General features: G+C 48.7%; 13 protein-coding genes. 3 read left to right on the forward strand and 10 right to left on the reverse strand.

Annotated elements, in window-relative coordinates:
- Nucleotides 1–63: 63 nt before the first annotated feature.
- The gene (locus VHA_RS15840; protein ID WP_005506133.1) at nt 64–891 is read left to right on the forward strand and encodes an AraC family transcriptional regulator; all 828 of its coding nucleotides are present in this window, start codon (nt 64–66) and stop codon (nt 889–891) included.
- A gap of 138 nt (nt 892–1,029) precedes the next feature.
- On the opposite strand, the gene VHA_RS15845 is transcribed toward VHA_RS15840, so the two are convergent.
- The 8 genes from VHA_RS15845 to VHA_RS15880 all read right to left on the reverse strand — a co-directional run bounded on the left by VHA_RS15845 (nt 1,030) and on the right by VHA_RS15880 (nt 18,271).
- Complete coding sequence (locus tag VHA_RS15845; RefSeq protein WP_005506135.1) at nt 1,030–3,747, reverse strand: GH92 family glycosyl hydrolase; 2,718 nt, start codon at nt 3,745–3,747, stop codon at nt 1,030–1,032.
- Nucleotides 3,748–3,806: 59 nt separating this feature from the next.
- Complete coding sequence (locus tag VHA_RS15850; RefSeq protein WP_005506137.1) at nt 3,807–6,626, reverse strand: GH92 family glycosyl hydrolase; 2,820 nt, start codon at nt 6,624–6,626, stop codon at nt 3,807–3,809.
- 28 nt (nt 6,627–6,654) lie between these two features.
- Nucleotides 6,655–9,138, reverse strand: coding sequence for a GH92 family glycosyl hydrolase (locus tag VHA_RS15855; protein WP_005506139.1), 2,484 nt, complete (start codon nt 9,136–9,138; stop codon nt 6,655–6,657).
- Nucleotides 9,139–9,186: 48 nt separating this feature from the next.
- Entirely contained in the window at nt 9,187–11,643 is a 2,457-nt protein-coding gene (locus tag VHA_RS15860; protein WP_040529114.1) for a GH92 family glycosyl hydrolase, read from the reverse strand.
- 171 nt (nt 11,644–11,814) lie between these two features.
- On the reverse strand, nt 11,815–14,244 hold the full coding sequence (locus VHA_RS15865; protein WP_040529300.1) for a GH92 family glycosyl hydrolase: 2,430 nt from the start codon (nt 14,242–14,244) through the stop codon (nt 11,815–11,817).
- A gap of 69 nt (nt 14,245–14,313) precedes the next feature.
- Nucleotides 14,314–16,794, reverse strand: coding sequence for a phosphoenolpyruvate--protein phosphotransferase (gene ptsP, locus VHA_RS15870; protein ID WP_005506147.1), 2,481 nt, complete (start codon nt 16,792–16,794; stop codon nt 14,314–14,316).
- Nucleotides 16,795–16,799: 5 nt separating this feature from the next.
- Nucleotides 16,800–17,096 (reverse strand): PTS fructose transporter subunit IIB, encoded by a 297-nt coding sequence (locus VHA_RS15875; protein ID WP_005506149.1) that lies wholly within the window; start codon nt 17,094–17,096, stop codon nt 16,800–16,802.
- Between the two features lie 275 nt (nt 17,097–17,371).
- Nucleotides 17,372–18,271 carry a LysR family transcriptional regulator gene (locus VHA_RS15880; protein ID WP_005506151.1) on the reverse strand — a complete coding sequence of 300 codons (900 nt, stop codon included), beginning with the start codon at nt 18,269–18,271 and terminating at the stop codon, nt 17,372–17,374.
- A 199-nt stretch (nt 18,272–18,470) separates the two neighbouring features.
- On the opposite strand from VHA_RS15880, the gene VHA_RS15885 reads away from it, so the two are divergent.
- The gene (locus tag VHA_RS15885) at nt 18,471–20,162 is read left to right on the forward strand and encodes an L-lactate permease (RefSeq protein WP_005506153.1); all 1,692 of its coding nucleotides are present in this window, start codon (nt 18,471–18,473) and stop codon (nt 20,160–20,162) included.
- Nucleotides 20,163–20,218: 56 nt separating this feature from the next.
- Here VHA_RS15885 and ppsR read toward each other — a convergent pair whose 3' ends face one another.
- On the reverse strand, nt 20,219–21,052 hold the full coding sequence (gene ppsR / locus VHA_RS15890) for a posphoenolpyruvate synthetase regulatory kinase/phosphorylase PpsR (protein ID WP_040529116.1): 834 nt from the start codon (nt 21,050–21,052) through the stop codon (nt 20,219–20,221).
- Nucleotides 21,053–21,224: 172 nt separating this feature from the next.
- Here ppsR and ppsA point away from each other — a divergent pair, with 172 nt between their 5' ends.
- Nucleotides 21,225–23,597, forward strand: a complete 2,373-nt coding sequence (gene ppsA / locus VHA_RS15895) for a phosphoenolpyruvate synthase (protein WP_005506157.1) — start codon at nt 21,225–21,227, stop codon at nt 23,595–23,597.
- A 166-nt stretch (nt 23,598–23,763) separates the two neighbouring features.
- Here the strand turns inward: ppsA and VHA_RS15900 are convergent, their stop codons facing one another.
- Nucleotides 23,764–24,333, reverse strand: coding sequence for a hypothetical protein (locus VHA_RS15900; RefSeq protein ID WP_040529117.1), 570 nt, complete (start codon nt 24,331–24,333; stop codon nt 23,764–23,766).
- Between the last annotated feature and the right edge of the window lie 661 nt (nt 24,334–24,994).

Here is a 24,994-nt window from a genome sequence, read left to right on the forward strand (position 1 = left end):
TAAACCCTCTTATCATCCTGTCTTTCACTGTATATCGATATTTTCTGTTGAAAGGCTCTCTTCATGCACCACAACATTGCCGAGTACTTGATTAACTTCAACGGCAAACTGTCTAAAGTTTGTTTAAGCAAAAACACCCCTCCCCAAGGGGCGTATCAAGTAAACTTCAACCGCCTTGAACTGATACTGGATGGCGAATACGACCTGATTGTGGATGCCCGTACCGGTGAGAAAAAGCTCCTGCTCCAACAGGGTGAAATGGTTTATATTCCTTCCAACGCCTGGAGCAAACCGACCTGGGAAAGCACCTGCAAAATACTGTCTATTCTGTTCAGTAAGCACCAGATTGGGTTTAGTTTTGTGCATCATGAAGTGGGAAATGGCTTCGTAGATGTACAAAAATATGCCATGCCACTGCCGACCTCAATGGCCGTAGAACATGTGCTGGATGCTCTCAATAGCATGTCAGACGAAAGCCGCTCTATGGTGATGGCAGGGCATCTTGCCAATGCTCTGGTCACATACTGCAATGAATTGCTGCAAGGCCCCCAGCAGGAAAAAGTCAGCCGCCGTGAAAAACTCTATCGCAGCATGTGTATTTATGTGCAGGAAAACTTTCATAAAAACATCACCCGCACGTCCGTCGCCAGCCGTTTTGGTGTTTCCTCCGCCCACGTTTCCCGCTTGTTCAATCAGGAAGGATCTGTGAGATACGCTGATTACGTCACTTATGTACGCCTCGACCGCGCCAAGTTTATGCTCAAGAAATACAACTTCAAAGTCGACGAAATCGCTCACCGCTGCGGCTTTAAAGACACCAACTATTTCTGCAGGGTGTTTAAGCAAAAGACAGGAAAAACGCCGAGTGAGTATCGATTATTATCGACATAAATCCATGCTGGCAATCATGGACACGGTACCGTCATTCTACCGTTAAAATAAACGCCACATCTGCTTACGCCATAAGAAACAAGAAAAGGGTCATCACGCATGACCCTTTTTGCTGTTTCAATTTCAATGCCGCACAAATCAGTCCACGGCTTTCATCGCTTCTGATTTGTCACCTGTCATTACAAAGTGAAGTTCGCCCCCGTCTTTCAGCTCACTGTGGGCAAACGAGAAGTTGGCATCCAAAGGCTTACCGTTAATGGAAACGGATTTCACGTAGATGTTTTCTTCACTGTTGTTTTCCGCACTGATGGTGAACTTTCCACCGTCAACCGGGATAACCGCTTTATCGAACACCGGTCTGCCGATGGTATAGGTCGCTTCACCCGGCGTGACCTGATAAAAGCCCAGTGCAGACATCACATACCAGGCGGACATCTGTCCCACATCTTCGTTACCAATCAAGCCATCCAATGTCGGATGGTAAAACGCGTTCATTGCCTGATCTACCACTTCCTGTGTTTTCCATGGCTCTGCTGTCCAGTTGTAAAGGTAAGGCACGTGATGATCCGGCTCGTTCCCCATTACAAACTGCCCGATATACCCGGACATATCATGCGACTGGCTGGTGTCAGCATTGGCATCAGCATTAAACAGGGCATTGAGGTTGGTCAGGAACGCCGCTTTACCCGCTGAGGTCACGCTTTCAGGCAAAGAAAAATCGGTTCGCTTGATATACTCACCGCCCATGACGTTTGCCAGCCCGTTCAGGTTGTGTGGCGCAAACCACGTCCACTGCCAGGTGTTACCTTCGGTAAAGTCTTCACCACGGTGCTCGGCGCGGTAAGGCCAGAACAAATCGTTTTCAGTCAGCGCCTTATGGTCTTTGCAGCTGTTGTAATCCATTCCGTCTGGAATTGAGAGAGCCATGTTCGCATCGAGACACTCTGCCTTGATGTTGTTCGCCCAGATTTTGTCACCCACATTCAAATAGGCCGGTCGCATAAAGCCGGTAACACCCAGTGGGTGGCCGTTAGGATCACGCAGATTGGCGTAATAGTCAGGGTTGTAATCAAAGTAGTTTTTGAACGACTCAGAACGCGACATATAGCGGTTAAACAGCGCATCGTTACCTGCCAGTTTTGCGATTTGGGCAATGCACCAGTCGTAGTAAGCATTCTCAAGACCATAGGAGACCGACTCGTTAACCAGCTCGTCGTATTTGTCGACCCTCAGGCCCTCAACGTAAGCAGGCTTGTCGCCCGAATCCGCTGCCCATTTGGTATTTGCAGGGATAAAGCCGTGTGCTTCCTGGTAATCGTTGTGCCGGGTCATGACGGTGAATCGTTTGTCGCCATTCCACGCATCGCGGTAAGGTACCCAGCTATCGGTTTTATCCAGATTGAAATTGACGGTCTCTTCCGCCGCCTGCAATGCCAAATCAAACTCAGCACTGGTGAAGGCTTCAGGGTGTTTCACCATGATATCAGCAAGGACGGAAACCGCCGGATGCCCCACCATTTCGCCGGTGTAATCAGAATGAAGTTCCCATTTTGGTAACACGCCACCGGTTTTATATTTATTCAGCAGGTCGCGTGCATACTCAACCGCGCGGTCTTTATCAATGATGGTTTTCAGCGGGTGTGCTGCACGGAAAGTATCCCACATGGAATACACGGAATAGTTCACCAGCCCATCTTCAGCCTGATGTACTTTCCCGTCCATACCACGGTATTTGCCATCCACATCCTGATAAACGAATGGCGCAACGAATGTGCGGTAAAGCGAGGTATAGAACATGGTCTTATCGGCTGATTTGGCACCTTCCAGCTCAAACTCGCCTAACACATCCTGCCATGCATCACGGTTTTGTCTGACAACATTATTGAAATCCCAACCATTCGTGTCTGCTTGCAGGTTTTTCAGTGCGCCGTCCACCCCCGTGCCTGAAATAGCCACTTTAACCATCAAAGGCTTATCACCCTTACCAAAGTTCAGGTGGGTCATCACATCATTAACACGTTTTGCCAAACGATCAGCTTCGGGCTCTGGTTCACCCGGCATGGGTTTGTGCTCTGCGTAACCACGGTAATCTTCCAGACCGACTTCCGTGGCATCTGTCGGGGTGAGCTTGCTTTCAGACGCGAGTTTGGCATACAGGTTTTCTTCAACCACGGGTTCAGAAAATTCGGCGGCAAAGAATACGGTTTGCCACTGACCCCATTCGTTAGACGTTCGCGCACCGACCACCGTCCTGTCATTCACGCGCTTGTAATACACGTTACGGGAGTGGTTGCCGTATTGTTCCAGCAATTCATGCTGGAGATCGATACGCACTTTTCGATCTTCCCCTTTCTTGAAAGTAAAGCGCAGGAAGGCCACGCGATCAGTCGCTGACAGCTCTGCTTTTACCCCGGTTTCCATTAACTCGACGGCATAGTAACCGACTTCTGCCACTTCGGTACTTTTATCCATGGTGACCGGATCCGTGTTAAAGCCGGTGTAAGGCAAAAACGCGAAATCGTTCAAGTCACCTTTCCCTGCGCCAGAAATATGCGTCATCGAAAAACCGGACAGCAACGCGTGGGCAGGATCATATTCAACCGGAGAACCTTTGCCGTTCCAGCCTGTCGGATCGAAATTATCCGGTGATGGCTGGATCATCCCTGCCGGCATCACTGGCGAGGGGTTTACATTGCCCAACCCCTTAGTGCCGATCAGGGTATCGACATAACCCAGAACCGAAGATCCGGTATTAAAGTCGCCCGGATTTGCCACGGTGTTGTCATCATTACAGGCCACCATCCCGCCAGACAGCGCGAGAACAACTGCCAGGTGCACGATATTTCGTTTAAACATTCTGATACCACTTGGATGCTAAAAAGGGGGGAGTTTTGCTCCCCCTGAAAGGTGATTGATTAACGGGAGCCTGCTGGCATCTCGTCTTCATGCAGGAACACACCAATGCCCTGGGACGGAGGCAGATCGCTCTCAAGCGAACCCCAGCGTGGGTTTGGACGGTCACCCATCACAAATTCCAACTGACCGCCGTACATGATTTCGTCATGGGTCAGATAGGTGCGATTAAAGTCTTTGCCATTGAAGCGTGCTGACTGAATAAAGATGTTGTCGCGACTGATGTTTTTGGCTTTGATGGTGAAGGTCTGGCCATTGCCCACATCAATGGATGTGGTTTCAAACAGCGGCGTACCCATTTCGTAAATGCCGGAAGAAGCGTTGACCGGGAAGAAGCCTAGCGCACGAAACACGAACCATGCTGACAACGTACCGAAGTCATCATTGCCACAGATGCCATCGGCAGTATTGTCGTAGCAAACATTGGTTGCTGCTGCGATAGCCGCCTGCCCTTTCCAAGGCTGGCCGACATAGTTGTAAAGATATGGTACGTGAATGTCCGGCTCGTTACCCTGAACGTGCTGACCAACATTGCCGGTGTTAAATACCGGAAACTGGTTATCACCGGCGTTGCGATCCGGGTAGGTCGACCAGTACTCATCCAAACGCTCAGTAAACAACTCCCCTCGTTTGGCTTCAGGATCTTGGGTTTGGTCGAAGCGCGTCATCAGGTCAATCAGGCCATGAATGTCGTGCTGCACACTGAAAGAATATTGCCAGCCATTCGATTCTGAGAATGCCCAGTTAAACATGTCTGGGCGCCAGTCCTTACCCACAGCACGGCCAGTGACGGGGTCAACCCAGTTGGCATCGATGAACTCCCCATTGTAGTCACGGGCTTTGAACCAGCCCTGGTACTGACTGCCGCCGAAATCGAATTGTGCCTGCCAGTTATTGGAGCGGTTGGCGAACTCGTCGTAACGTGGATCATCTTCACCAAACACTTCTTTAATAGATTGTGCGATCGCCCAGTCATTCATCGAATATTCCAGGGAGTAAGACGCCGTCCACGAATCTTTGAATGGTGAATGTGCGCCGTATGGATCTGGTGGCGTGTCATGCAACTGTGCTGGCACATAACCTTGCTCTTCGTACTCTTTAATCCACGCAACCCCCTGACTGGTTGCCGCACGTGCATCGGTCACCATGGCATCAATCAGACGTGCTTTTACATCATTGCGCTCTTCCTCGGTGAAACCAAGGTCAATCATGCGCTTATCGAGTGAACCTTTTGACAGCACATCGTGGATAACTGACGTGGCGTGCATCCCCATCATCATGCCGGTTTCGTTACCTTTAAACGTCCATTCAGGTAAGCGGCCTTTGCGCAGGTTGCCTTTGTCATCAACCCACTCTTCTTCCGCATAAGAGAGCATAGAGAGCACCACATCTGCCAAACGGTCTGGTTCCAGAATGGAAGAGAGCGGTTGAACGGCGCGATAGGTATCCCATAGCGAGAAGGTGTCGTAACGGGTAAAGTCGGCTTTGCCATCTTTGTTAGCATCCGCGATACGAATTGACTCTTTCAGGGTGTCAATTTTATCGCCCCATGGCGTATTGCCATCGGGGTAAGCGTTACGCCCTTGATGAACCTGACGATAGCGGCCATCCAAGTCGGAATGGATAGTCTGGCCGAGGTAGGCATGGTAGAGCGCAGAATAGAAAGTCTGTTTGTACTCTTCATCACCGGTCACGCGGATTTTACCAAGCTCAGCTTCCCACTTCTTCGTCGCTGCTTCACGCACTGCATCGAAGTCCATGCCCGCGACTTCTGTCATGTTCAGTGACGCGCCGGATTGGCCATTTTTACCGATTTCAACGTTGGATAACGCCAGTTTGGCTTCAACAGTCAGGCCTTTTTCAGCGGTATCAAATTCCACATAGGCACGTGCATATTGGTATTTGCCGCGGGTTTCATTTCCGATCTCTGTAATGCCTTCCGGCACGTCCATATAACGTTTCTGGTCTTTGTCGTAATAAGCAAAGCGGACATTTTTTATTGGCTGATCGAATTCCATTACAAAGAATTCTTTTTGGCTTGGCGCCCAACCATCAGAGAAACGGTGCCCTTCGATTCGGTTATTTTTCTTATCCCATTTCAGGTAAGAATCTGAAGTGTAATCCCAGTTAATTTTAAAACCGGTATTCACAATAATTTCTGATTTTCTGTCACGGGGGAAAGTATAACGGTGAACACCAACACGATCTGACGCGGTTAATTCCGCCTTGATGCCGTAGTCAAGCAGATCGACTTTATAATAACCGGCCGTTGCCTGCTCATCTTTATGCTGGAAGCGCGATGCTTCAAGGTGCAAGGTCGCAGAACCTTCATTGATCATGTAATTCGAGCGGGAGTTGATTGGCATCACCAGAATGTCATTCAAATCCCCCGCACCAGCACCGGAAAGGTGGGTGTGGGAGAAACCCGAGAGACGTGGGTCATGGTAGTAGTAGCCAGAAATATACTCCCAGCCATTTGCACCATTGTTTGGTGAAAGCTGCACCATGCCATGAGGCGTGGTCGCCCCCGGATAGGTGTTACCCAGATTCCCTGTGCCGATAAAGGGGTTCACATAACGGGTCAGGTCCATATCAGCAAACTCAACCGGTTTGTGCACACCCATATCTACTGACGGCTTTTCCGGATTAGGTTTATCAGAGCAGTCACCGTCCGTTATTGGCGGACAGACAGGTTTGCTATTATCTGGAACGGTTGGCAGTGTGTTATCCAATCCTCCTTGGAAAAAAGGATTGTCATCAGATTGACAGCCTGCAATGGCAAATAATATCGCTAACGATATTGCAGAACGTTTTATTTTCATTGGGCACCTTATATTTCACTGACATTGTTTATTGGTTAGCTGACATGGCTTCGGATTTATTGCCCGTCATGACGAAATGAAGCTCGCCACCGGCTTTAAATTCGGCATGGTTGAAGAACAATCCTTGATCAAGCGGTTTGCCATTAATAGAAACAGACTTGATGTACATGTTGTTATCGCTGTTGTTTTCTGCCGTGATGGTGAATGTGCCGCCTTGAACTGGAATAATGGCTTTATCAAACAATGGACGACCAATGGTATAAACTGGCTCTGCCGCATTCACCTGATAAAAGCCGAGTGCTGACATCACATACCATGCAGACATGGCACCCACATCTTCGTTACCAATCACGCCTTCCGGTGCGGCGAAGTACATGTCGTCCAGAATGTAATCCACCACTTCCTGGGTGCGCCAAGGGGTGTCAGTCCAGTTGAACAGATAAGGAATGTGGTGTGATGGTTCATTACCAAACGCTACCTGACCAATCAGGCCGGACATATCCGGGGTTTCTGTGCCATTACTTTCGGCGGTAAAGGTCGCTTCAAGGTTTTTCGCAAACGCTTCATTTCCGCCCATGATGTCCTTCAATCCATTGACATCGTGTGGAACAAACCAGGTCCACTGCCACGCATTGCCTTCGGTGTAGTTACCGGTTTCATGCTCTGTGCCATAAGGGTCAAACGGTGTCATGAAGCTTTTATCGATCATCAATGGGCGCATAAAGCCAGTCACGCCAAACTCTACGTATTCCGACGGGTTGTAATCAAAGTAGTGCTTGTAGCCTTCTGATCGTTTTAAGTAAGTGGCTTCGGTTTCAACATCCCCTGCCGCTTTGGCAATTTGTGCAATGGCCCAATCGTAAAAGGCGTTTTCCAAACCGTAAGAGACGGACTCAAGCGTATAGTCAGCGAAAACTGGCTCCCCCTCCACACGTTGTATTGCTGGGGCAAAGCCATTTTTCTCGATGTAATCGATATGCTTGGTCAGGGTGCGATCCAGAACCGCGGTGTCCCACTCTGTTGCCAACTGGCTGTAGTTATCATACGTAGAGGAATCAATAGCCGCTTTCAGTGCCAGCGCTTTTTCTTCCTGACTAAATGCATCCGGGAATTTGGTTATCGCATCCGCGATCACGGCCACGGCTGGATACCCCACCATGGTGCCGGTTTCATCGCCCAGATGTTCCCACTTCGGCAGCAAACCACTTTCGGTGTATTTCTGTACCAGGTTCTTCGCATACTGAACCGCACGGGCTGGCTCTGTAATCGTTTTAAGTGGGTGCAGCGCTTTATGAGTGTCCCACAATGAATAGACCGAGAAATTGGGGCGTTCATCGGTGGCTTCCCCGTAAGCAATAGCAGGCACCCCATCACGAATAGACCCTTTCCCCATGCCGCGGAAGCGGCCGTCAACATCCTGATGTACCATAGGGGCAATCTTGGTGTGGTATAGCGCGGTGTAAAAAATCTCTTTCTGATCTTCCGTCCCGCCTTCAATCGAAAAATTCAGTGCTTTTGCCCACTTCTGGCGTACATTTTCACGCGCTTGATCAAAAGAGACCGTTGCTTCAGCCTGATGGTTATTCGCTGCTCCTTCCGCATCAACAGCTGACAGCGCCACTCGCGCATTGAGCTGTTGTGAACCCTCAGATTCGAATTCGACATAAGCCGTCACATCCGCTTTGACGCGTTTAACTGGTTTGCCCGTCTCGTCATAAATCAGTTCAGACGTATGCTCAGCGGTTAAACCTTCCACCGGCTTACCGTTGGCAAGGATGTACACCTCTTTGATTTTTTTATCAAAGGTCGCATGGAAGAAGATCTTCTGGTTTTTCGCCCAACCCGAAAAATGGGCCGCATCACGCTCGCCGGTGATGGTGTAGCCGTCTTCACTGACAGTGAGTTTGTTACGCAGTGAGGTTGAACCCCAATCGCTGTTCAGGATGGAATTAAGATCGATTTTCAGGCGTTGTGGCTGATCTTTGGGGTAAGTATAACGGTGGAATCCTACGCGCTCGGATGCCGTCAATTCAGCAATAATGCCGTTTTCAGCGATCTTCACTGAGTAATAACCTGCCTCTGCCACTTCCGAGGTTTTATCCATCTTCACCGAAACCGCTTTGCGATAGTCATCCGAATCTTCGATGTATTTGGCTTTATCCTCCGTAAACGGCAGAAACTGGATATCCCCCAGCCCTCCCATGCCTGTGCCAGACAGGTGGGTGTGCGAGAAACCAAACAGGGTGTTTTTATCGAAGTGATAGCCAGATGAGGAGTGCCAGCCTATCAACTCTGTATCTGGCGAGAGTTGTACCATGCCTTCTGGTGCAACGGGGCCAGGGAAGGTGTGGCCATTAAAGCCGGTGCCGATAAAGGGGTCGACATACTTCAGTTTGCTGGTGTCCGCATTCAGGGCCGATGAATTGCCATGGTTGTCGTCATCATTGCAACCGGCAAGCCCTAACAAGCTGGCGATCACTGCGCTTGCGACAGCGGTTTTTGAAATGTTCATTAAGCTTCCTTACAAGGGGAGCCGCCTCCCCTTTATCAAAAAATGAGATTACTGCGCTTGCAGGGCTTCAAGCTTGTCACCGGTCATCACAAAGTGAAGGACACCACCGGCACGGATTTCGTCATGCTTGAACGTAAAGTGCTTATCCAGGGGTTTTCCGTTGATGGTGACAGATTTCACGTACTTGTTATGCGGGCTGTTGTTGTCTGCAATCACTTTGAATTCACCGCCTTTAACCGGAATCGTGATTTCATCAAACAACGGACGACCGATGGTGTATGTTGGGTCTGCCGGAGTCACCTGATAGAAGCCCATCGCGGACATCAAGTACCAGGCACTCATCTGGCCCACGTCTTCATTACCGATAAGCCCGGTCGGCGCCGAGGTGTACATTTCAGCCATGATGCGATCCAGATACTCCTGGGCTTTCCATGGCTCGTCAGTCATGGCGTAGAGGTAAGGAATATGGTGCGAGGGTTCATTACCGTGCATGTACTGACCGATATAGCCGGTCAGATCCGGAAGTTCCTCACCGGTGTTAGAAGAACGTGCGTTAAACAGTTCATCCAAATCTTCACGGAAGGCTTTCTCCGGCGTGGTGTCTTTACCGTTGGCGATATCCGCTGCGTAGATCTCAGCTTTCAGGCGGGCGAAATCATGCATCGGCTGGAATTTCCACTGCCATGCATTACCTTCGGTAAAGGCAAATTCATCGACGAAGTAAGGGTCAAACGGCAGTAGTGGGCATTTTTCCTTAAATGTACCTGAACCTTCTGGCCATTCCACAGACACACACTCATCCCTGCGCGCTTCATCAATAGGCTGGTAAAACTCAAGGGGAGGTTTGTTGGGAGATGAACTTAGCGGGTGATTTTTCGGACGCAGGAAGCCGGTTGAAGCATCCCAATGGTGCAGCCAGTTTTTTGAACGTAGCAGGAACTCTTCCTGTAACTCGACATCGCCAGCCATGCGTGCAATCTCAGACATAGCCCAATCGCCATAGGCAAATTCCAGCGTGTAAGAGGCACTGTTCCAGTAACCGTGGTGAACAAAACCATTTTCTTCATATGCCTTCACTTGCACGACATTGGCTGCACCGATGTTGTTATCCTCGGTCCAATCTGGGAACTCAGATTTTTCGTGGTAACGAACAGTAAACTCAGCCGCTTCTTTGGCTTGTTGTGGGTCAATATCCAGTCCTTTCACCATCGCATCTGCAATAATGGAAACCGCGGGGAAACCAATCATAGTCCCTGTGTAATGGCCGTGTAGTTCCCACTTAGGCAAAATGCCACCGTCTTGATATTTACGGATCAGATCGTTGGCATAATCTTCAGCGCGCTCCGGATTAATAATGGTTTGCAGCGGATGGAACGCTCGGAAAGTATCCCACATCGAATAAACAGAATAATTCGGCGTGTCACCCGCATCTTTAATGGTACGGGTACGCATTGCTGGGTACTGCCCATCAACATCCTGGAAGATCATTGGGGCAATAGAAGCATGGTAAAGCGCGGTGTAGAAAATTTCTTTTTGCGTTTCTGTACCACCTGATACACGCATTTTTGTCAACGCGTTGTGCCAGGCATTATTCGCATTGGCACGGGCTGTATCAAAGTTGGTGTTTTTGGTTTCCGCTTCCAGATTCCTCTGGGCACCTTCTCTTCCCGTTGGTGACAAACCAACCTGAATTTCAAGCGGGTTCCTGGAAGGGGCAAATTCCAGATAAGCCACTGTCTTGATGCCATCAATGGTATCTGCGTTTACATCGATTTCCGTTTCAACGCCATCGACCAGTACGGTTGCCTTAATAATTGGCTGGTTGAATTTCGCATAATAATAAACATGTTGGTTGTTCGCCCAGCCATTTGAGCTACGAATACCGCGAATGGTATAAGCATCAATAAATTCAATATCACCGTCCATCGTGCGATTATTGAAATGACCTTTATTCAAGGTATGGTCAAGATCAAATTTAATAAACGGCGTGGTGTTTTCTTTAAAGGTATAGCGATGATAACCCACACGTGGTGTTGCAGTTAACTCCGCTTTAATTTCCCCTTTATTTAATTCAACAGAATAATAACCTGCTTCTGCAACTTCATTTTCTTTATCAAACGTATTGAATACCGCGTTCTCTTTTTTTGTGAATGGAAGAACAAGAATATCTCCTAAATCAGTGATGCCCGTTCCAGAGAGATGGGTATGTGAAAAGCCGTAGACAGGAATATCAACCGACTTGCCGTGGTCAAAATAGCCAGCGGCGGATCCCCAGCCTTCCATTTCAGTGTCCGGAGACAGTTGAACCATACCATTTGGATACACTGCCCCTGGGAACGTATGGCCATCAGCACCTGTGCCAATCAGAGGGTTCACATATTTCGTTAATGATGTATCCATCGGGACGTTTAAATCGTCAGGAATGCCAGCAGTATTTGAATCAGAATTACAGCCAGCAATAGCAAGCAAAATCACCAAGGATAGCGACGAACGTTTACTATTCATTATCAACCTTTTCTTTTATTGGATGTGTTAATTCTATTTTTTAATTTTTATTTTTTGGTAGAGGCTTAGCTTTTAATTTTTCCTTTTAGAGATGCAACCATCCTGCACCTGCTGATTACAGATGAGCACAAGACGGTTGCAGTTATTTAAATGGTGTTTTTTAAGAACTTTCTACAAGTTTGCCGCCATCGCTTCTGATTTATCTGCTGTCATGACAAACCGTAATTCACCACCGGCTTTAAACTCTGAATGTTTAAATGTGTTGTATTTATCCAACGGTTTACCATTGATGGTCACCTCTTTCACATAGAGGTTATCTGGGCCATTGTTTTCGGCGATGACGTTGAAATACCCCTCACCCATTGGCAAAGTGACATGATCGAAAATTGGACGACCGATGGTGTAGGTCGGATCCGTGGGTGAAATCTGGTAGAAGCCCAACGCCGACATCAAATACCACGCTGACATCTGACCAACATCTTCATTGCCAATAATGCCGTCCGGTGTTGGCTTATAGAATTGATCGTAAACCTGGTCCAGGTATTCCTGGGTTTTGTAGGATTCCTCAGTGCGGTTATACAAATAAATCACGTGGTGCGACGGTTCGTTACCGTGGATATACTGGCCAATATAACCGGTCATATCCTGATGCTGATCGCCCTGATTGGAATCTGCGTTAAACAGGTTATTCAACTTCTCATTCAAGCCAGCCGTGCCCCCCATCATCTCGGTCAGTTTGTCCAGATCTTGCATGAATGCCCACTGCCATTGCCAGGCATTGCCTTCTGTAAAGGCATAGGGGTTTGCAACGTATGGGTCAAAAACACCTTTCGGGTACAGCTCCTGTGCCCAAGATGTACCAGAGCCTGCCAGTGGCGCACAGTTATCGTCGCCCACCTGAACCGTTGGAACAAAGAAACCGGATTCTTCATCCCAATGCGTCAGCGAGTTATATGAACGTGCTTTGAACTCGTCGTAAGTGTGCATATCGCCAGCCGCTTTTGCCATTTCTGCGATCGTCCAATCGTAGAAAGAGAATTCGAGCGAGTAAGAAACAGAGTTCCAGTTCGGCACACGGACACACTTTTCATTGATGTGGTAGTTCAGCTGACCCGCCATCAGCGAGCTGAGAATGCCATCGTGAATTTGAGGGAAATCATGTGGTCGGTATCGCGCAGATTTCACGGATGCCTGAAGCGCTTCTTTCGCATCAATCAGCCCTTTCGCGACGGCATCACCAAGAATGGCCGTTGATGGATACCCAATCATAGTGCCCGTCTCTGAGCCGTGGCCTTCCCACTTCGGCAGCATGCCGAATTCATCGTTAGATTTACGGATCAGATCCTTGGCATAACGTGTTGCCTGCTCAGGATCGATAATGGTCCAGAACGGGTGTACTGCACGAAACGTGTCCCAGGTTGAATAGATGGAATAATTAGGAATATCACCTTCTTCCAGCGTGCGTACGGTTCCCAGCATATCTACATAACGGCCATCCACATCATAGAATTCGATAGGCGCGATCATCATGTGGTACATACCGGTGTAGAAATTGGTCTTCTCAGCCTCCGTGCCACCAGTGACTTTCACCTTGGACAGTTTTTCCGCCCACGCATACTCGGCGTCTAATTTCACCTTCGCGAAATCAAATGTCGCCGCTTCTTTCTCAAGGTTCTTCTGCGCGCCATGCCAGTTTACCGGTGAGATACCCACGCGAATTTCAATCGGCTCCTCGCCTTTACCAAAATTCAGGTACGCGGTCAGGTCATCCCCCTGATAGACTGCGTTATTACGCATTTCACGTGATGGCGCATTTTCTGCTTCACCTAACAACGCCTTTACAACGGGCTGGTTAAACTTGGCATAGAAAAAGATGTCATGACCTTGATGATCCTGTCCTTGGAACCAGCCTGTTGACGACTTCCGACCACGAATGGTGTACGCGTCAATCAGCTCAATTTTGTTCTTGAGTGACGCACCGTTGTTGTTCAGCAAGGTATGACCAAGATCAAACTTCACATTTCGGTCTGCACCTGCCGCAAAGGTGTATTTGTGCAAGCCTACGCGTTTGGTCGTGGTCAGCTCAACATCGATATTGCCTTTGTTTAGTTTGGTCTTGTAATACCCCGCTGTCGCCACTTCGTTGGCTTTATCAAACGCATTGATCAGCGAATCATTCATGTCTGAATAAGGTAAAACCAGAATATCACCAAGATCCGTCGCTCCGGTTCCTGAAAGGTGCGTGTGCGAAAACCCATAGATTGGCACGTCTGTATCGACAATCTCACCTGTTTCATAATTCGATGAATCCCAATAACCGGATGCGGAGTGCCACGCATTTAACCCGGATTCATGATCACGGTTGGAACCAATAAACGTATCCGGTGAGAGCTGAACCATACCTGCCGGCACCACTGCACCGGGGAAGGTATGCCCAGAAGCCGCCGTACCGATCATTGGGTCAACATATTTCAGGACAGACATGTCGACCACACCCACGGAAGGCGCTGATGTTCCTGCACCAATATTGTTGTCGTCTAAAGGGCAGCCAGCCAGAGACAGCGTAATGGCAATCGCCAATGCACAAGGAGCAAATTTCATTTTCATGGTGTTACCTTTCAGCAAAGATGCCACCAGCAGAAGTGGCATCTTTGGGATTTCACATGGGTGTTACAGCGCAAGCTCTGAGGTCAGAAAGGCGATCATGTCCTCTTCTGTCTTCATGGTTTTTAGGGTGTTTCTGAAGTTTTCGTGAATCAATTTTCGCGCCAGGCCCGAGAAGATGCGCATATGTTGGTCGCCCTGATTTTTGTTCAGCGTCAGCATGATCACGAACTCGACGTCGCTTTCTTCATCATCACTCCAACGCACCGGTTTGTTCAGGCGTGCAATAGAAATGGAGGAATGGACAATGTTGTCTGACTTGGTGTGTGGGATCGCAAAACCGTTACCAAGCCCTGTGGTAAATACCGCTTCACGTGCCCAGATGTCGCCTTCAAGTTCACCTACCAGATTGGTGCGGCCTTGAATACCCAGGTTGCCAACCAGCGTTTGAATGGTTTCTTCTTTGGAGTTGAAATCGCAATCCAGCAACACACATTCCGTTGCCAGCAGTGGTTTATCTTCCTGTGAGCGACTGAACGCTTCCAGCAACGCTTCAACATCTGCGATGGTTGGGCAGTTGCATGCCTGAACGAAAAGCTCACGGCACTGTTTGCTGTCCATCTGGCTCAGTTGCGCTTTGGTTGGGGCAATACTTGGCGCCGCCATGCTCAGCTCATCCAGTCCCGCCCCCACCAGCAGTGGCAGTACTTTCTTGTTCGCGCCCAGCTCACCACACAAGCCAACCCATTTACCATGCTCATGTGCGCCGCTCACAACCGCATCCAGCAGGCGCAGGAATGACGGAGCCAAGCTGTTGTACAGTTTCGCGACGTTATCGTTATCACGATCGACTGCCAGCAGGTACTGGGTCATGTCATTTGAGCCAATACTGAAGAAATCCACTTCTTTGCAGAACTGATCCATGAGGAAAGCCACAGAGGGAATTTCTACCATGATGCCAAGCTCAAACTCGCCATACGCGACGCCGTCACCCTCCAGCTGCGCTTGGACAATGCTGATTTGCTCTTTCACCCAGCGGATCTCTTCGATGCTTTGGATCATCGGGATCATCACTTTGGTTTTCCCAAACGGTGCGGCACGCAAAATGGCGCGGATTTGGGTGTGGAACAGGCTGATAAACTGAGGGTAAATGCGCACTGCACGGTAACCCAGGAACGGGTTGTGTTCGTGTGGCAAGTTCAGGTATTCAATCGGCTTGTCGCCACCGATATCCATGGTACGGATGATAACCGGCTTGCCTTCTGCCGCCTCAAGTACCGCTTTGTAAGCGTTGAATTGCTCTTCTTCGCCCGGTGCGGTCGCACGGTCCATAAACAGCATTTCAGTACGGAACAGGCCTACGCCTTCGGCACCTTTTTCAAACGCGGGTGTTGCTTCAACGGTACACGCAATGTTCGCCGCGATTTCTATTTCTTTGCCATCGCGGGTCTTACCGGGCTGGTTTACAAACTCGCTCTCTTTTTTCGCTCTTTGATCTGCCAGCCAGATGGCGCGTTCAAAATAGGTGACAACGTGCTGCGATGGATCGAGGGAAACCACTCCCAGCCCGCCGTCAATGTAAATAAGCTCACCTTCCTGCGCCGCGCACTCTTCCACCGCCACGCCAGAAACCGCGGGAATGTTAAATGCGCGCGCCAGAATCACCGTGTGGGAAGTTGACCCTGCCTGCGTCAGGATCAACCCTTTCAGGTGATGGCGGTCCAGCCCCAGAAACTGACTTGGTGTCAGATCGTTAGCAATCACAATAGAAGGTTCTGTCAGGGTGAACTCGGTGGAAACGTTCAGTTCGGGGTGAGCGGCAATAAGCAGTTGCAGGGCAATGTCTTTGATATCAAGCACACGCTCTTTAAGGTAATCAGACGATGATTGCAACAGAGTCGCACTGATACTGTCTACGGCGTTGATGATGGCCTGTGCCAATGTGTTCCCATGTGCCACTCCGTTAGCAACAGCGTCATTTAGCGCCTCATCTTTCAACATGCCGAGGTGGGCATTGATGATCTCTTTTTCCTGACCGCTCGCCTGTTCAGCTTTGTCCAGCAGCGCCATGGCCACTTGCTGTTTAACGTCATCAAACGACAGAGTAGAAACCGCATTAGCGAACAGGGAAAGCGCTACGTCGCGGTAGCACACCAATTTTCCTTTGCCAATACCGGCAGACAAACGCTTCGCTTTGATCAAGGTAGGATTATGACGCATCAACGACTGTGGCAGCGTGACATCGCCTTCATCTATCGCCACCAGCTCTTCATCACAATGCGGGAATACGTCGTTCAGGTATGTTGTCAGCACATCGAAGGCAGCTTCTGCATCCTCACCTTCGATAATGAGTAAACAGGGGTCGTTAAGCAGGGTATCCGTTCCGACCAACGACAAAACGCTTTTTGCAGAGCCTGCGTTGTTATTACGCAGATTGCGCAAGGTGATTTCACTCTTGAACTGGGCACAGACTGCTTCCAGATGATTGGCGGGACGCGCATGAATGCCGTTTGGCAGCTCACAGGTAAATGCGACTTCTTTTTTCATATTCTTCATTTAAGCTTTTTCAAAAGAGCAATAGGGTGATTGATGGCTTCTTGCACCGAGACCATGGTGAGTGGTTTACCTGCGTAACGTTCGCTTTCAGAGGGGCTGATTTCAGTTGCCAACAATATGTGATCCGCGGAATCAAACTCGCGTTTGGATATTTTGTTTTCGATACCCATCGCCCCCTGTGTTTCGACTTTTATTTGAATATTCAGGGAGCGGGCCGCTTCAACCAAACGATCGGCTGCCATGTAGCAATGGGCGATTCCTGTGTGGCAAGCGGTAATAGCAACAACTTTCATAGGATGTTTTTCTGTTTGATTCAGATGCCGAAATGATATGACTTTCTCAACCAGCCAAATATATTAAATAACTAACATTTACTGGAAAAAAGTCGCATGGAAAACATTGTGTGAAATGCATCACTTCCCCCCCAGATTGCACGTTTGAAGGGGGATCACGCTTCTCTATCTGGAAAATAGCAACGTGCAATAAGGTGCGCCCATGGCATGACTGGCATAGATATTCGCCAGGACTTGAAAACGTCACCCAACGTTTAAGCAACTAACAGGACAATTTAAAAATAGTGGGCAATCTCAAGATACCTTTTACGTATATGCTCAATCAGCATTTTGACTTTGGTGGGAGGCTGACGGGTGAAAGGATATACGGCATAAATGCCAAGTTTCTTGCCGACTTGCTCGGGGAAAATATCAATCAGGTTTCCCTCCAGCAGATCGTGATATACCAGACAACGCGGCACATACGCGATGCCATAGCCCCCCAGCGCAGCTTTACGTAGGGCTGTTGCGTTGTCGGTTGAGAAACTGCCGGAAACCCGGACGATATAATTCCCCTTTGATGCTTTAAATTCCCACTCCGACGCACCGGTGGTCTGGTAGGCATATTGCAGGCAATTGTGATCAACCAAGGCTTCCGGTGTGGCCGGCTTACCGTAGCGTGATAGGTATTCAGGCGACGCGCACACCACCCACTGCGAGTCTAAAAAGTGGCGGGCGATGAGGCTGGAGTCTTCCAGATAACCGGTGCGGATAACCAGATCGTAGCCGCCTTCAATAAGGTCAACAAACTTATTATTCAGTGACATATCTACGGTGAGACCGGGGTTCTGGCTGCAAAATTCTGCGACTGCATCCGCCAGTAACAGATCGCCGGAAATGGTAGGGACCGACATTTTGATATGCCCGGTGATGTTTTCACCAAAACCAATCACCGAGTTGACAGCCTCCTGAGTGGCTTGCTTCACATTTTTAGCACCATGCAACAATGCTTTCCCTGCTTCGGTCAGGGTTAATTTCCGGGTAGTGCGGTAAAGTAGTTGCACACCCAGCTCTTCCTCAAGACGGGCCACCCGCTTACTAACTACCGAATTTGTAAGATTATTTTGCTCAGCCGCTTTGCTGAAACTTCCCAACTCAACCACCTGGGAAAACAAAATAAGATCATCGGCGCGCATATTATTAAACCAAATAGGGAAACAATGTATTTCATTATTTCCCTATATCCATTAAAAATAAAGCAGTACATTCACGCCAAAGCAACAACCGTGTCACAACTATAAAAATCTAAACTGAGCTCTCGCCCTTATTCTCTGCGCCCTACCATGCAGATGAGGCCTTCATTATGAAGTTGGGCTCGCAACAAGGAAGTCAGCAATGAATGATACCTTACTGGCCTTGGTCGCCTTCTCACCTATCGTGGTGGCGGCCATTCTTCTCGTTGGCCTGAACTGGCCTGCCAAAAAAGCCATGCCCGTCGCCTTTGGCCTGACTGTTGTCATTGCCATTGGCTTTTGGGATATGTCTGCCAACCGTGTTCTCGCCTCTGTCTTCCAGGGGTTAGGGATTACCGTTTCCGTACTCTGGATTGTGTTCGGCGCCATTTTCCTGCTGAACACGCTCAAACATACTGGCGCCATTACTACCATTCGTAACGGCTTTACCAACATTTCAGGGGATCGCCGCGTACAGGCCATTATCATCGCCTGGTGTTTTGGCTCCTTCATTGAAGGTGCGTCGGGTTTCGGCACACCGGCAGCTATCGCAGCACCGCTTCTGGTCGCAATCGGTTTCCCAGCTCTCGCAGCGGTATTGATGGGAATGATGATCCAGTCAACACCAGTCTCGTTTGGTGCAGTCGGTACGCCAATTATTGTCGGTGTGAACAAGGGTCTGGATACCCACAACATCGGACAGGCACTGGTTGAAAATGGCTCCACCTGGGAAATTTACCTACAGCAAATCACTTCCAGCGTGGCAATTATCCATGCCATTGTCGGTATTTTGATGCCGGTACTGATGGCAATGATGCTGACCCGCTTTTTTGGCAAAAACAAAAGCTGGACTGAAGGCCTCGACATCTTGCCTTTCGCCATTTTTGCCGGTCTGGCGTTTACAGTCCCCTATGCCCTGACCGGCGTGTTCCTTGGCCCGGAATTCCCTTCATTGATTGGCGGTCTGTTTGGTCTTGCCATTGTGGTTACTGCCGCCAAAAAAGGGTTTCTGGTACCGAAAAGCCAATGGGATTTCAGCCCTGAAAATGAGTGGCCTGCCGAGTGGCTGGGCTCCCTGAAAATGGATCTGAATGAAAACGCCGGCAAGCCAATGAACCTGGCACTGGCATGGGCACCTTACGTACTGCTGGCTGTTGTTCTGGTCGCCAGCCGCGTCAGTGCAGAATTCAAATCCTTGCTGCTCAGCGTAAACGTCACTTTCAGTAATATTCTGGGTGAAACCGGGATCAGTGCTGCTATCCAGCCTCTGTATCTGCCGGGCGGTATTCTGGTGTTTGTTGCCCTGATTGCGGTGATTATTCAGGCAGGAAGTGCCAAACCTCTTGGGAAAGCATTGGGAGAGTCGACCAAAACCCTGATTGGTGCAGGCTTTGTGCTGGTGTTCACCATTCCGATGGTGCGTATATTCATCAACTCCGGCATCAACGGCGCGGATCTGGCCAGTATGCCCGTCACCACGGCGAACTTTGCCTCAGGTCTGGTTGGTGATGCCTTCCCTATGCTGAGTGCCGCCATTGGTGCATTGGGCGCGTTTATCGCCGGTTCAAACACTGTGTCTAACATGATGTTCAGCCAGTTCCAGTTTGAGGTAGCGCAAACTCTGGGCATCTCCAGCGTTATCATTATCGCTTTGCAGGCGGTTGGCGCCGCTGCCGGTAACATGATAGCGATTCACAACGTGGTTGCTGCATCCGCCACGGTTGGTTTGCTGGGCCGTGAAGGTGCTACATTGCGTAAAACCGTTCTGCCGACAATCTATTACCTGCTGGCAGCAGGCGTGATTGGCATGGTGGCGATTTACGGCCTGAAGATGACTGATGTATTGATGATGTAAAAAAGAAAGAGCGGCTGAATGCCGCTCTTTTACTGTTTCATGCAAACACATCCGGATTAAAACAAACGTCGTTTTAATCCGGTTTTCTCAAGGATACGGGTTGAGATTTCCTCAACCGACAGTGAACTGGTGTTGATGTAAGGAATGGCTTCACGGCGGAACAGGGATTCAATGGTGGCAATTTCCTGTTCACATTGCTCACTGCTGGCATATTCGCTGCCAGACAGCCGGTTCTGGCGGATTTGCGTGAGGCGCTCGGGTTCGATCGTTAAACCAAACAACTTATGGCGCTGGAATTCAAACTCGGGCAACAGGCGCAGCATTTTCAGGTCTTCCGCAATAAACGGATAGTTCACAACGCGAAGGCCAAATTGCATTGCCATATACAGGCTGGTTGGGGTTTTGCCACTTCGGGAAACGCCAAGCAGGATAATGTCAGCATGTTCGAGGCCTTTGAGGGAGATACCGTCGTCGTGGGCCAGTGTGTATTCAATGGCCGAAATACGGTCAAAGTAGTTGTCAGAGTCTTTGCTGACACTGCGCGAACGCTGAAGCTTTGGCTTGGGCTCAATCTGAGTATCTTCCGCCACACGCTGGACGATGCTTTCCAGTACATCATAAAAAAAGGCTGGCGCTTGCAGAAGTTGCTCCCGCAAGGCGGGAATGACCATAGAGAAAAAAACCAGCGGTTTTACCCCGTTTCTGTCATGGGATTGCTGGATTTGTTTGACCAAATCCGCGAGCTTGTCTTCAGACTCGATAAAAGGGAACGTTTTCTCATTCGGTATAAAAGAAAACTGTCCCAAAACAACATGCCCCAGTGTCTCGCATGTGATGGCTGTCCCGTCCGAGACATAAAAGACGTCTCGGGTTTGAATTTCTATCGACATAAACGGTTAATCTGCTCGCAAAAGTTTTATAGGATACAAACATAACAATAACAACAATTGGTGAGCTATTACTGTCCGCACAGCTTTTGAAACACATTGTGTTTTTTAGCCCGGATTGAAGGTTTACCCAACAAAACCCCATAAAAAAACTGCATAGTTTCTGGAGAAAGACATGCAAAAGAACACCCTCTGGTTCGATACCCTGTCAATGGACGATGTTGATAAGGTCGGCGGCAAAAATGCGTCACTGGGCGAAATGGTTTCCAACCTCGCCAATGCAGGCGTTTCTGTCCCGAATGGGTTTGCGACCACGTCATATGCGTTTAACCAGTTTCTCGATTACGAAGGATTGGATGATCGCATTCACCACGTGCTCGACGAACTGGATATTGAAGACGTTGAAGCCCTGCGTAAAGCCGGCGCCACAATCCGCCAATGGGTACTGGATGCCCCCTTCCCTGCTGATCTTGAGCAAGATATTCGGAACAATTACGAAGCGCTGGTTGACGGCAACCCAGAAATTTCCGTGGCGGTACGTTCTTCTGCGACTGCCGAGGATTTGCCCGATGCCTCCTTTGCCGGCCAACAGGAAACCTTCCTTAACGTGAAAGGTATTGATGCGGTGCTGGAAGCCACCAAGCACGTGTTTGCCTCCCTGTTTAATGACCGCGCGATTTCCTACCGTGTACACCAAGGCTTTGACCACCGTGGTATTTCCCTGTCTGCCGGCATCCAGCGCATGGTACGTTCAGATAAAGCCTCATCAGGCGTGATGTTCACGCTGGACACCGAATCAGGCTTTGATCAGGTGGTCTTTATTACGTCTTCCTGGGGGCTGGGAGAAATGGTGGTTCAGGGAGCGGTCAACCCAGACGAATTCTATGTTCACAAACCGCTGCTGGAAGCAGGTCACCCGGCAGTGGTGAAACGCACCTTTGGTTCCAAGCTTATCAAAATGGTTTATGCCGACAGCCAGATCATCGGCAAGCAAGTAGAAATCGTTGATACCTCTGCGGAAGAACAAAACCAGTTCTCACTGAACGACGACGAAGTCGCAGAACTTGCAAAGCAGGCCATGATCATCGAAAAGCACTATAAGCGCCCGATGGACATTGAATGGGCGAAAGACGGTATCGATGGCAAGCTCTACATCGTTCAGGCGCGCCCTGAAACCGTGTGCTCGCAAAAACAGGCCAATGTGATTGAGCGTTACGAGCTCAGCAGTAAAGCAGGTGTGCTGGTTGAAGGCCGTGCCATCGGCCAGCGCATCGGCAGTGGTAAGGTTCGCATCGTAAAATCATTGGATGAAATGTCACTGGTGCAAGAAGGCGATGTCCTGGTCACTGACATGACCGACCCGGACTGGGAACCGGTGATGAAAAAAGCTTCTGCGATTGTCACCAACCGGGGGGGCCGCACCTGCCATGCTGCGATTATTGCCCGTGAACTTGGCATTCCTGCCATTGTTGGTTGTGGCGACGCCACCAGCAAACTGGGTGACGGTGCAGAAGTGACGGTTTCCTGTGCGGAAGGCGAAACAGGCTACGTGTATGACGGTAAGCTGGATTTCGCCGTGAACCAAACCGCGGTTGATAAACTGCCTGTGCTTTCCACCAAAGTGATGATGAACGTCGGCAACCCGGATCGTGCCTTTGATTTTGCCCAAATTCCCAATGAGGGGGTTGGCCTTGCGCGACTGGAATTTATCATCAACAAAATGATTGGTATTCACCCGAAAGCCCTGCTGAATTTCGATGCACAGAGCGAGGAACTGAAGGAAACCATTAAAACGCGTATTCGCGGCTACAAAGATCCGGTTGATTTCTACGTCAGCAAGCTCACCGAAGGGGTTGCCACCATTGCTGCGGCCTTCTGGCCTAAGCGGGTGATAGTGCGCATGTCCGATTTCAAATCGAATGAGTACAGCAACCTGATTGGCGGCAGCGAGTTCGAACCGCATGAAGAAAACCCGATGCTGGGCTTCCGCGGGGCATCACGTTACATCTCACCGGTGTTTGAAGATTGCTTCGAGCTGGAAACCCAGGCAATAAAGCGTGTACGCAATGACATGGGTCTGAAAAACGTCGAAATCATGATCCCGTTTGTCCGCACCACCGGTGAAGCTGCTGAAGTGAACGACCTGCTGGCGAAACATAACCTACGCCGCGGCGAGCAGGGCCTGAAGGTGATCATGATGTGTGAACTGCCCTCAAATGCGGTGCTTGCCGATGACTTCCTCAAATACTTTGATGGCTTCTCAATCGGTTCTAACGACATGACCCAGCTGACTCTTGGCCTGGACCGCGACTCTGGTGATGTCGCCCATCTGTTTGATGAGCGTAACCCGGCAGTGAAAGCCATGCTGAAAATGGCAATTGATGCTGCTACCCGAGCCGGAAAATATGTGGGTATCTGTGGTCAGGGACCATCAGACCATGAAGACTTGGCACAATGGTTGATGGATCAGGGCATCAGTTCGGTATCGCTGAACCCAGATACGGTTGTCGATACCTGGATGAAGCTGGGTAACGTTTCCAAATCTTAATCTAATACATGATTAAATAGTAAAAGCCTGTTGAGTTTTACCACTCCACAGGCTTTTATTCTTCTGACCAGATTATAAGTAAGACACCAGAAAATCCACTTATTAAATATATATCCAAGCAACTTAAAAGGGCTTGGGTATATATATTAAGAAGATAGCTGTACAATTAGTCACACTGATAGTAATAAGCATGAGAAGCATATGTATCGGGATCAAATGAATTATACATAAAATCTTCTAACCTAAATGCTGGCTCATAGTTATCCTTGTTATCATAAAACTCTTCTTTCGGCGCTATAGTTTCAAGAATATAATCCTTACCTTCTTCACCTCTCCAATTATGTTCAATCCATTTCTTTTCACTTAGACTTGCACATGAATCATCCCCTCCGATATAAGGATCAATAGCTAATTCTTCTCCCTCATTTTCAATTGTTATATATACATGATATTTTCCTGACCATCTTTCTTCATCTTCATCTTTTGGGTGAAGTGATAAACATCCATCCAACGATTTAATCACCCTCACTTTCAATTTATCCTTACACTCAGACCATAAAATATTATTTTTTCGTATAGTCCTCAGTATTTCCTGTGCTTTAGCATCACAAATAGTATGTTTACTAACTGCGCTTTCTATTTCTTCTTTCATTGATTTTATTTTACTAATCGTAGTATCGCAGACACTTTCAGAAGCATAACCTTGCATTAATCTTACGTTTACTATTGGCAACATCTGCCCCTCCATTTTGTTGATTGAAATAATATTTTATGTAAACCACATGCTAATGAAATGTTCGCACATATATGACATATTAATGAAATAACGGTGCTCAATCGTCTCTAAAATTATAAGCACTCCGAAAAACTAAAACCAGAGAATGGCAACTCCAGTCACCGTTTATCTACCAGGCAAAGGTGCTTATCGAATAGCTCAGCGGCCTAACATTCCCTTTTTGTCGATACCTATAACGCATTCAAAGTCTGCTGTGTATGGCAAGGATGTATTCATTTTATTCATGGGTGCAGTTCACCCAACTCAAGCCACGCACCTTCACGCATGTCTAGATACGAAAAGGTCAAAGGGGATTGCTATTACTGATACATTGGTGTTAAATTCGCGGCTCTAAAAAATTCAACTCCAAAAACTAAACTTATAAGGTTTTTATGGTTCTCAAGGCGTAAGCCGTGCAAACCAAGTTTGTACGGTATATATGAAACAGGTTCAAAATGATTAAAATTTCAACCAAAAATCGCTTGATCGAGTGCTTCTCGTCGTATCTTATCGCTCCACTAGGCAACTTTATTAGCCTGCTGCCTGCACGCTGTTTTTCTTTCTGCCGCAAGATTCCTATGAGCAAACAAGATGAACCTGATGACAGTATGATGCGCATATC

Source organism: Grimontia hollisae CIP 101886, assembly GCF_000176515.1.
GTDB classification, from domain to species: domain Bacteria; phylum Pseudomonadota; class Gammaproteobacteria; order Enterobacterales; family Vibrionaceae; genus Enterovibrio; species Enterovibrio hollisae.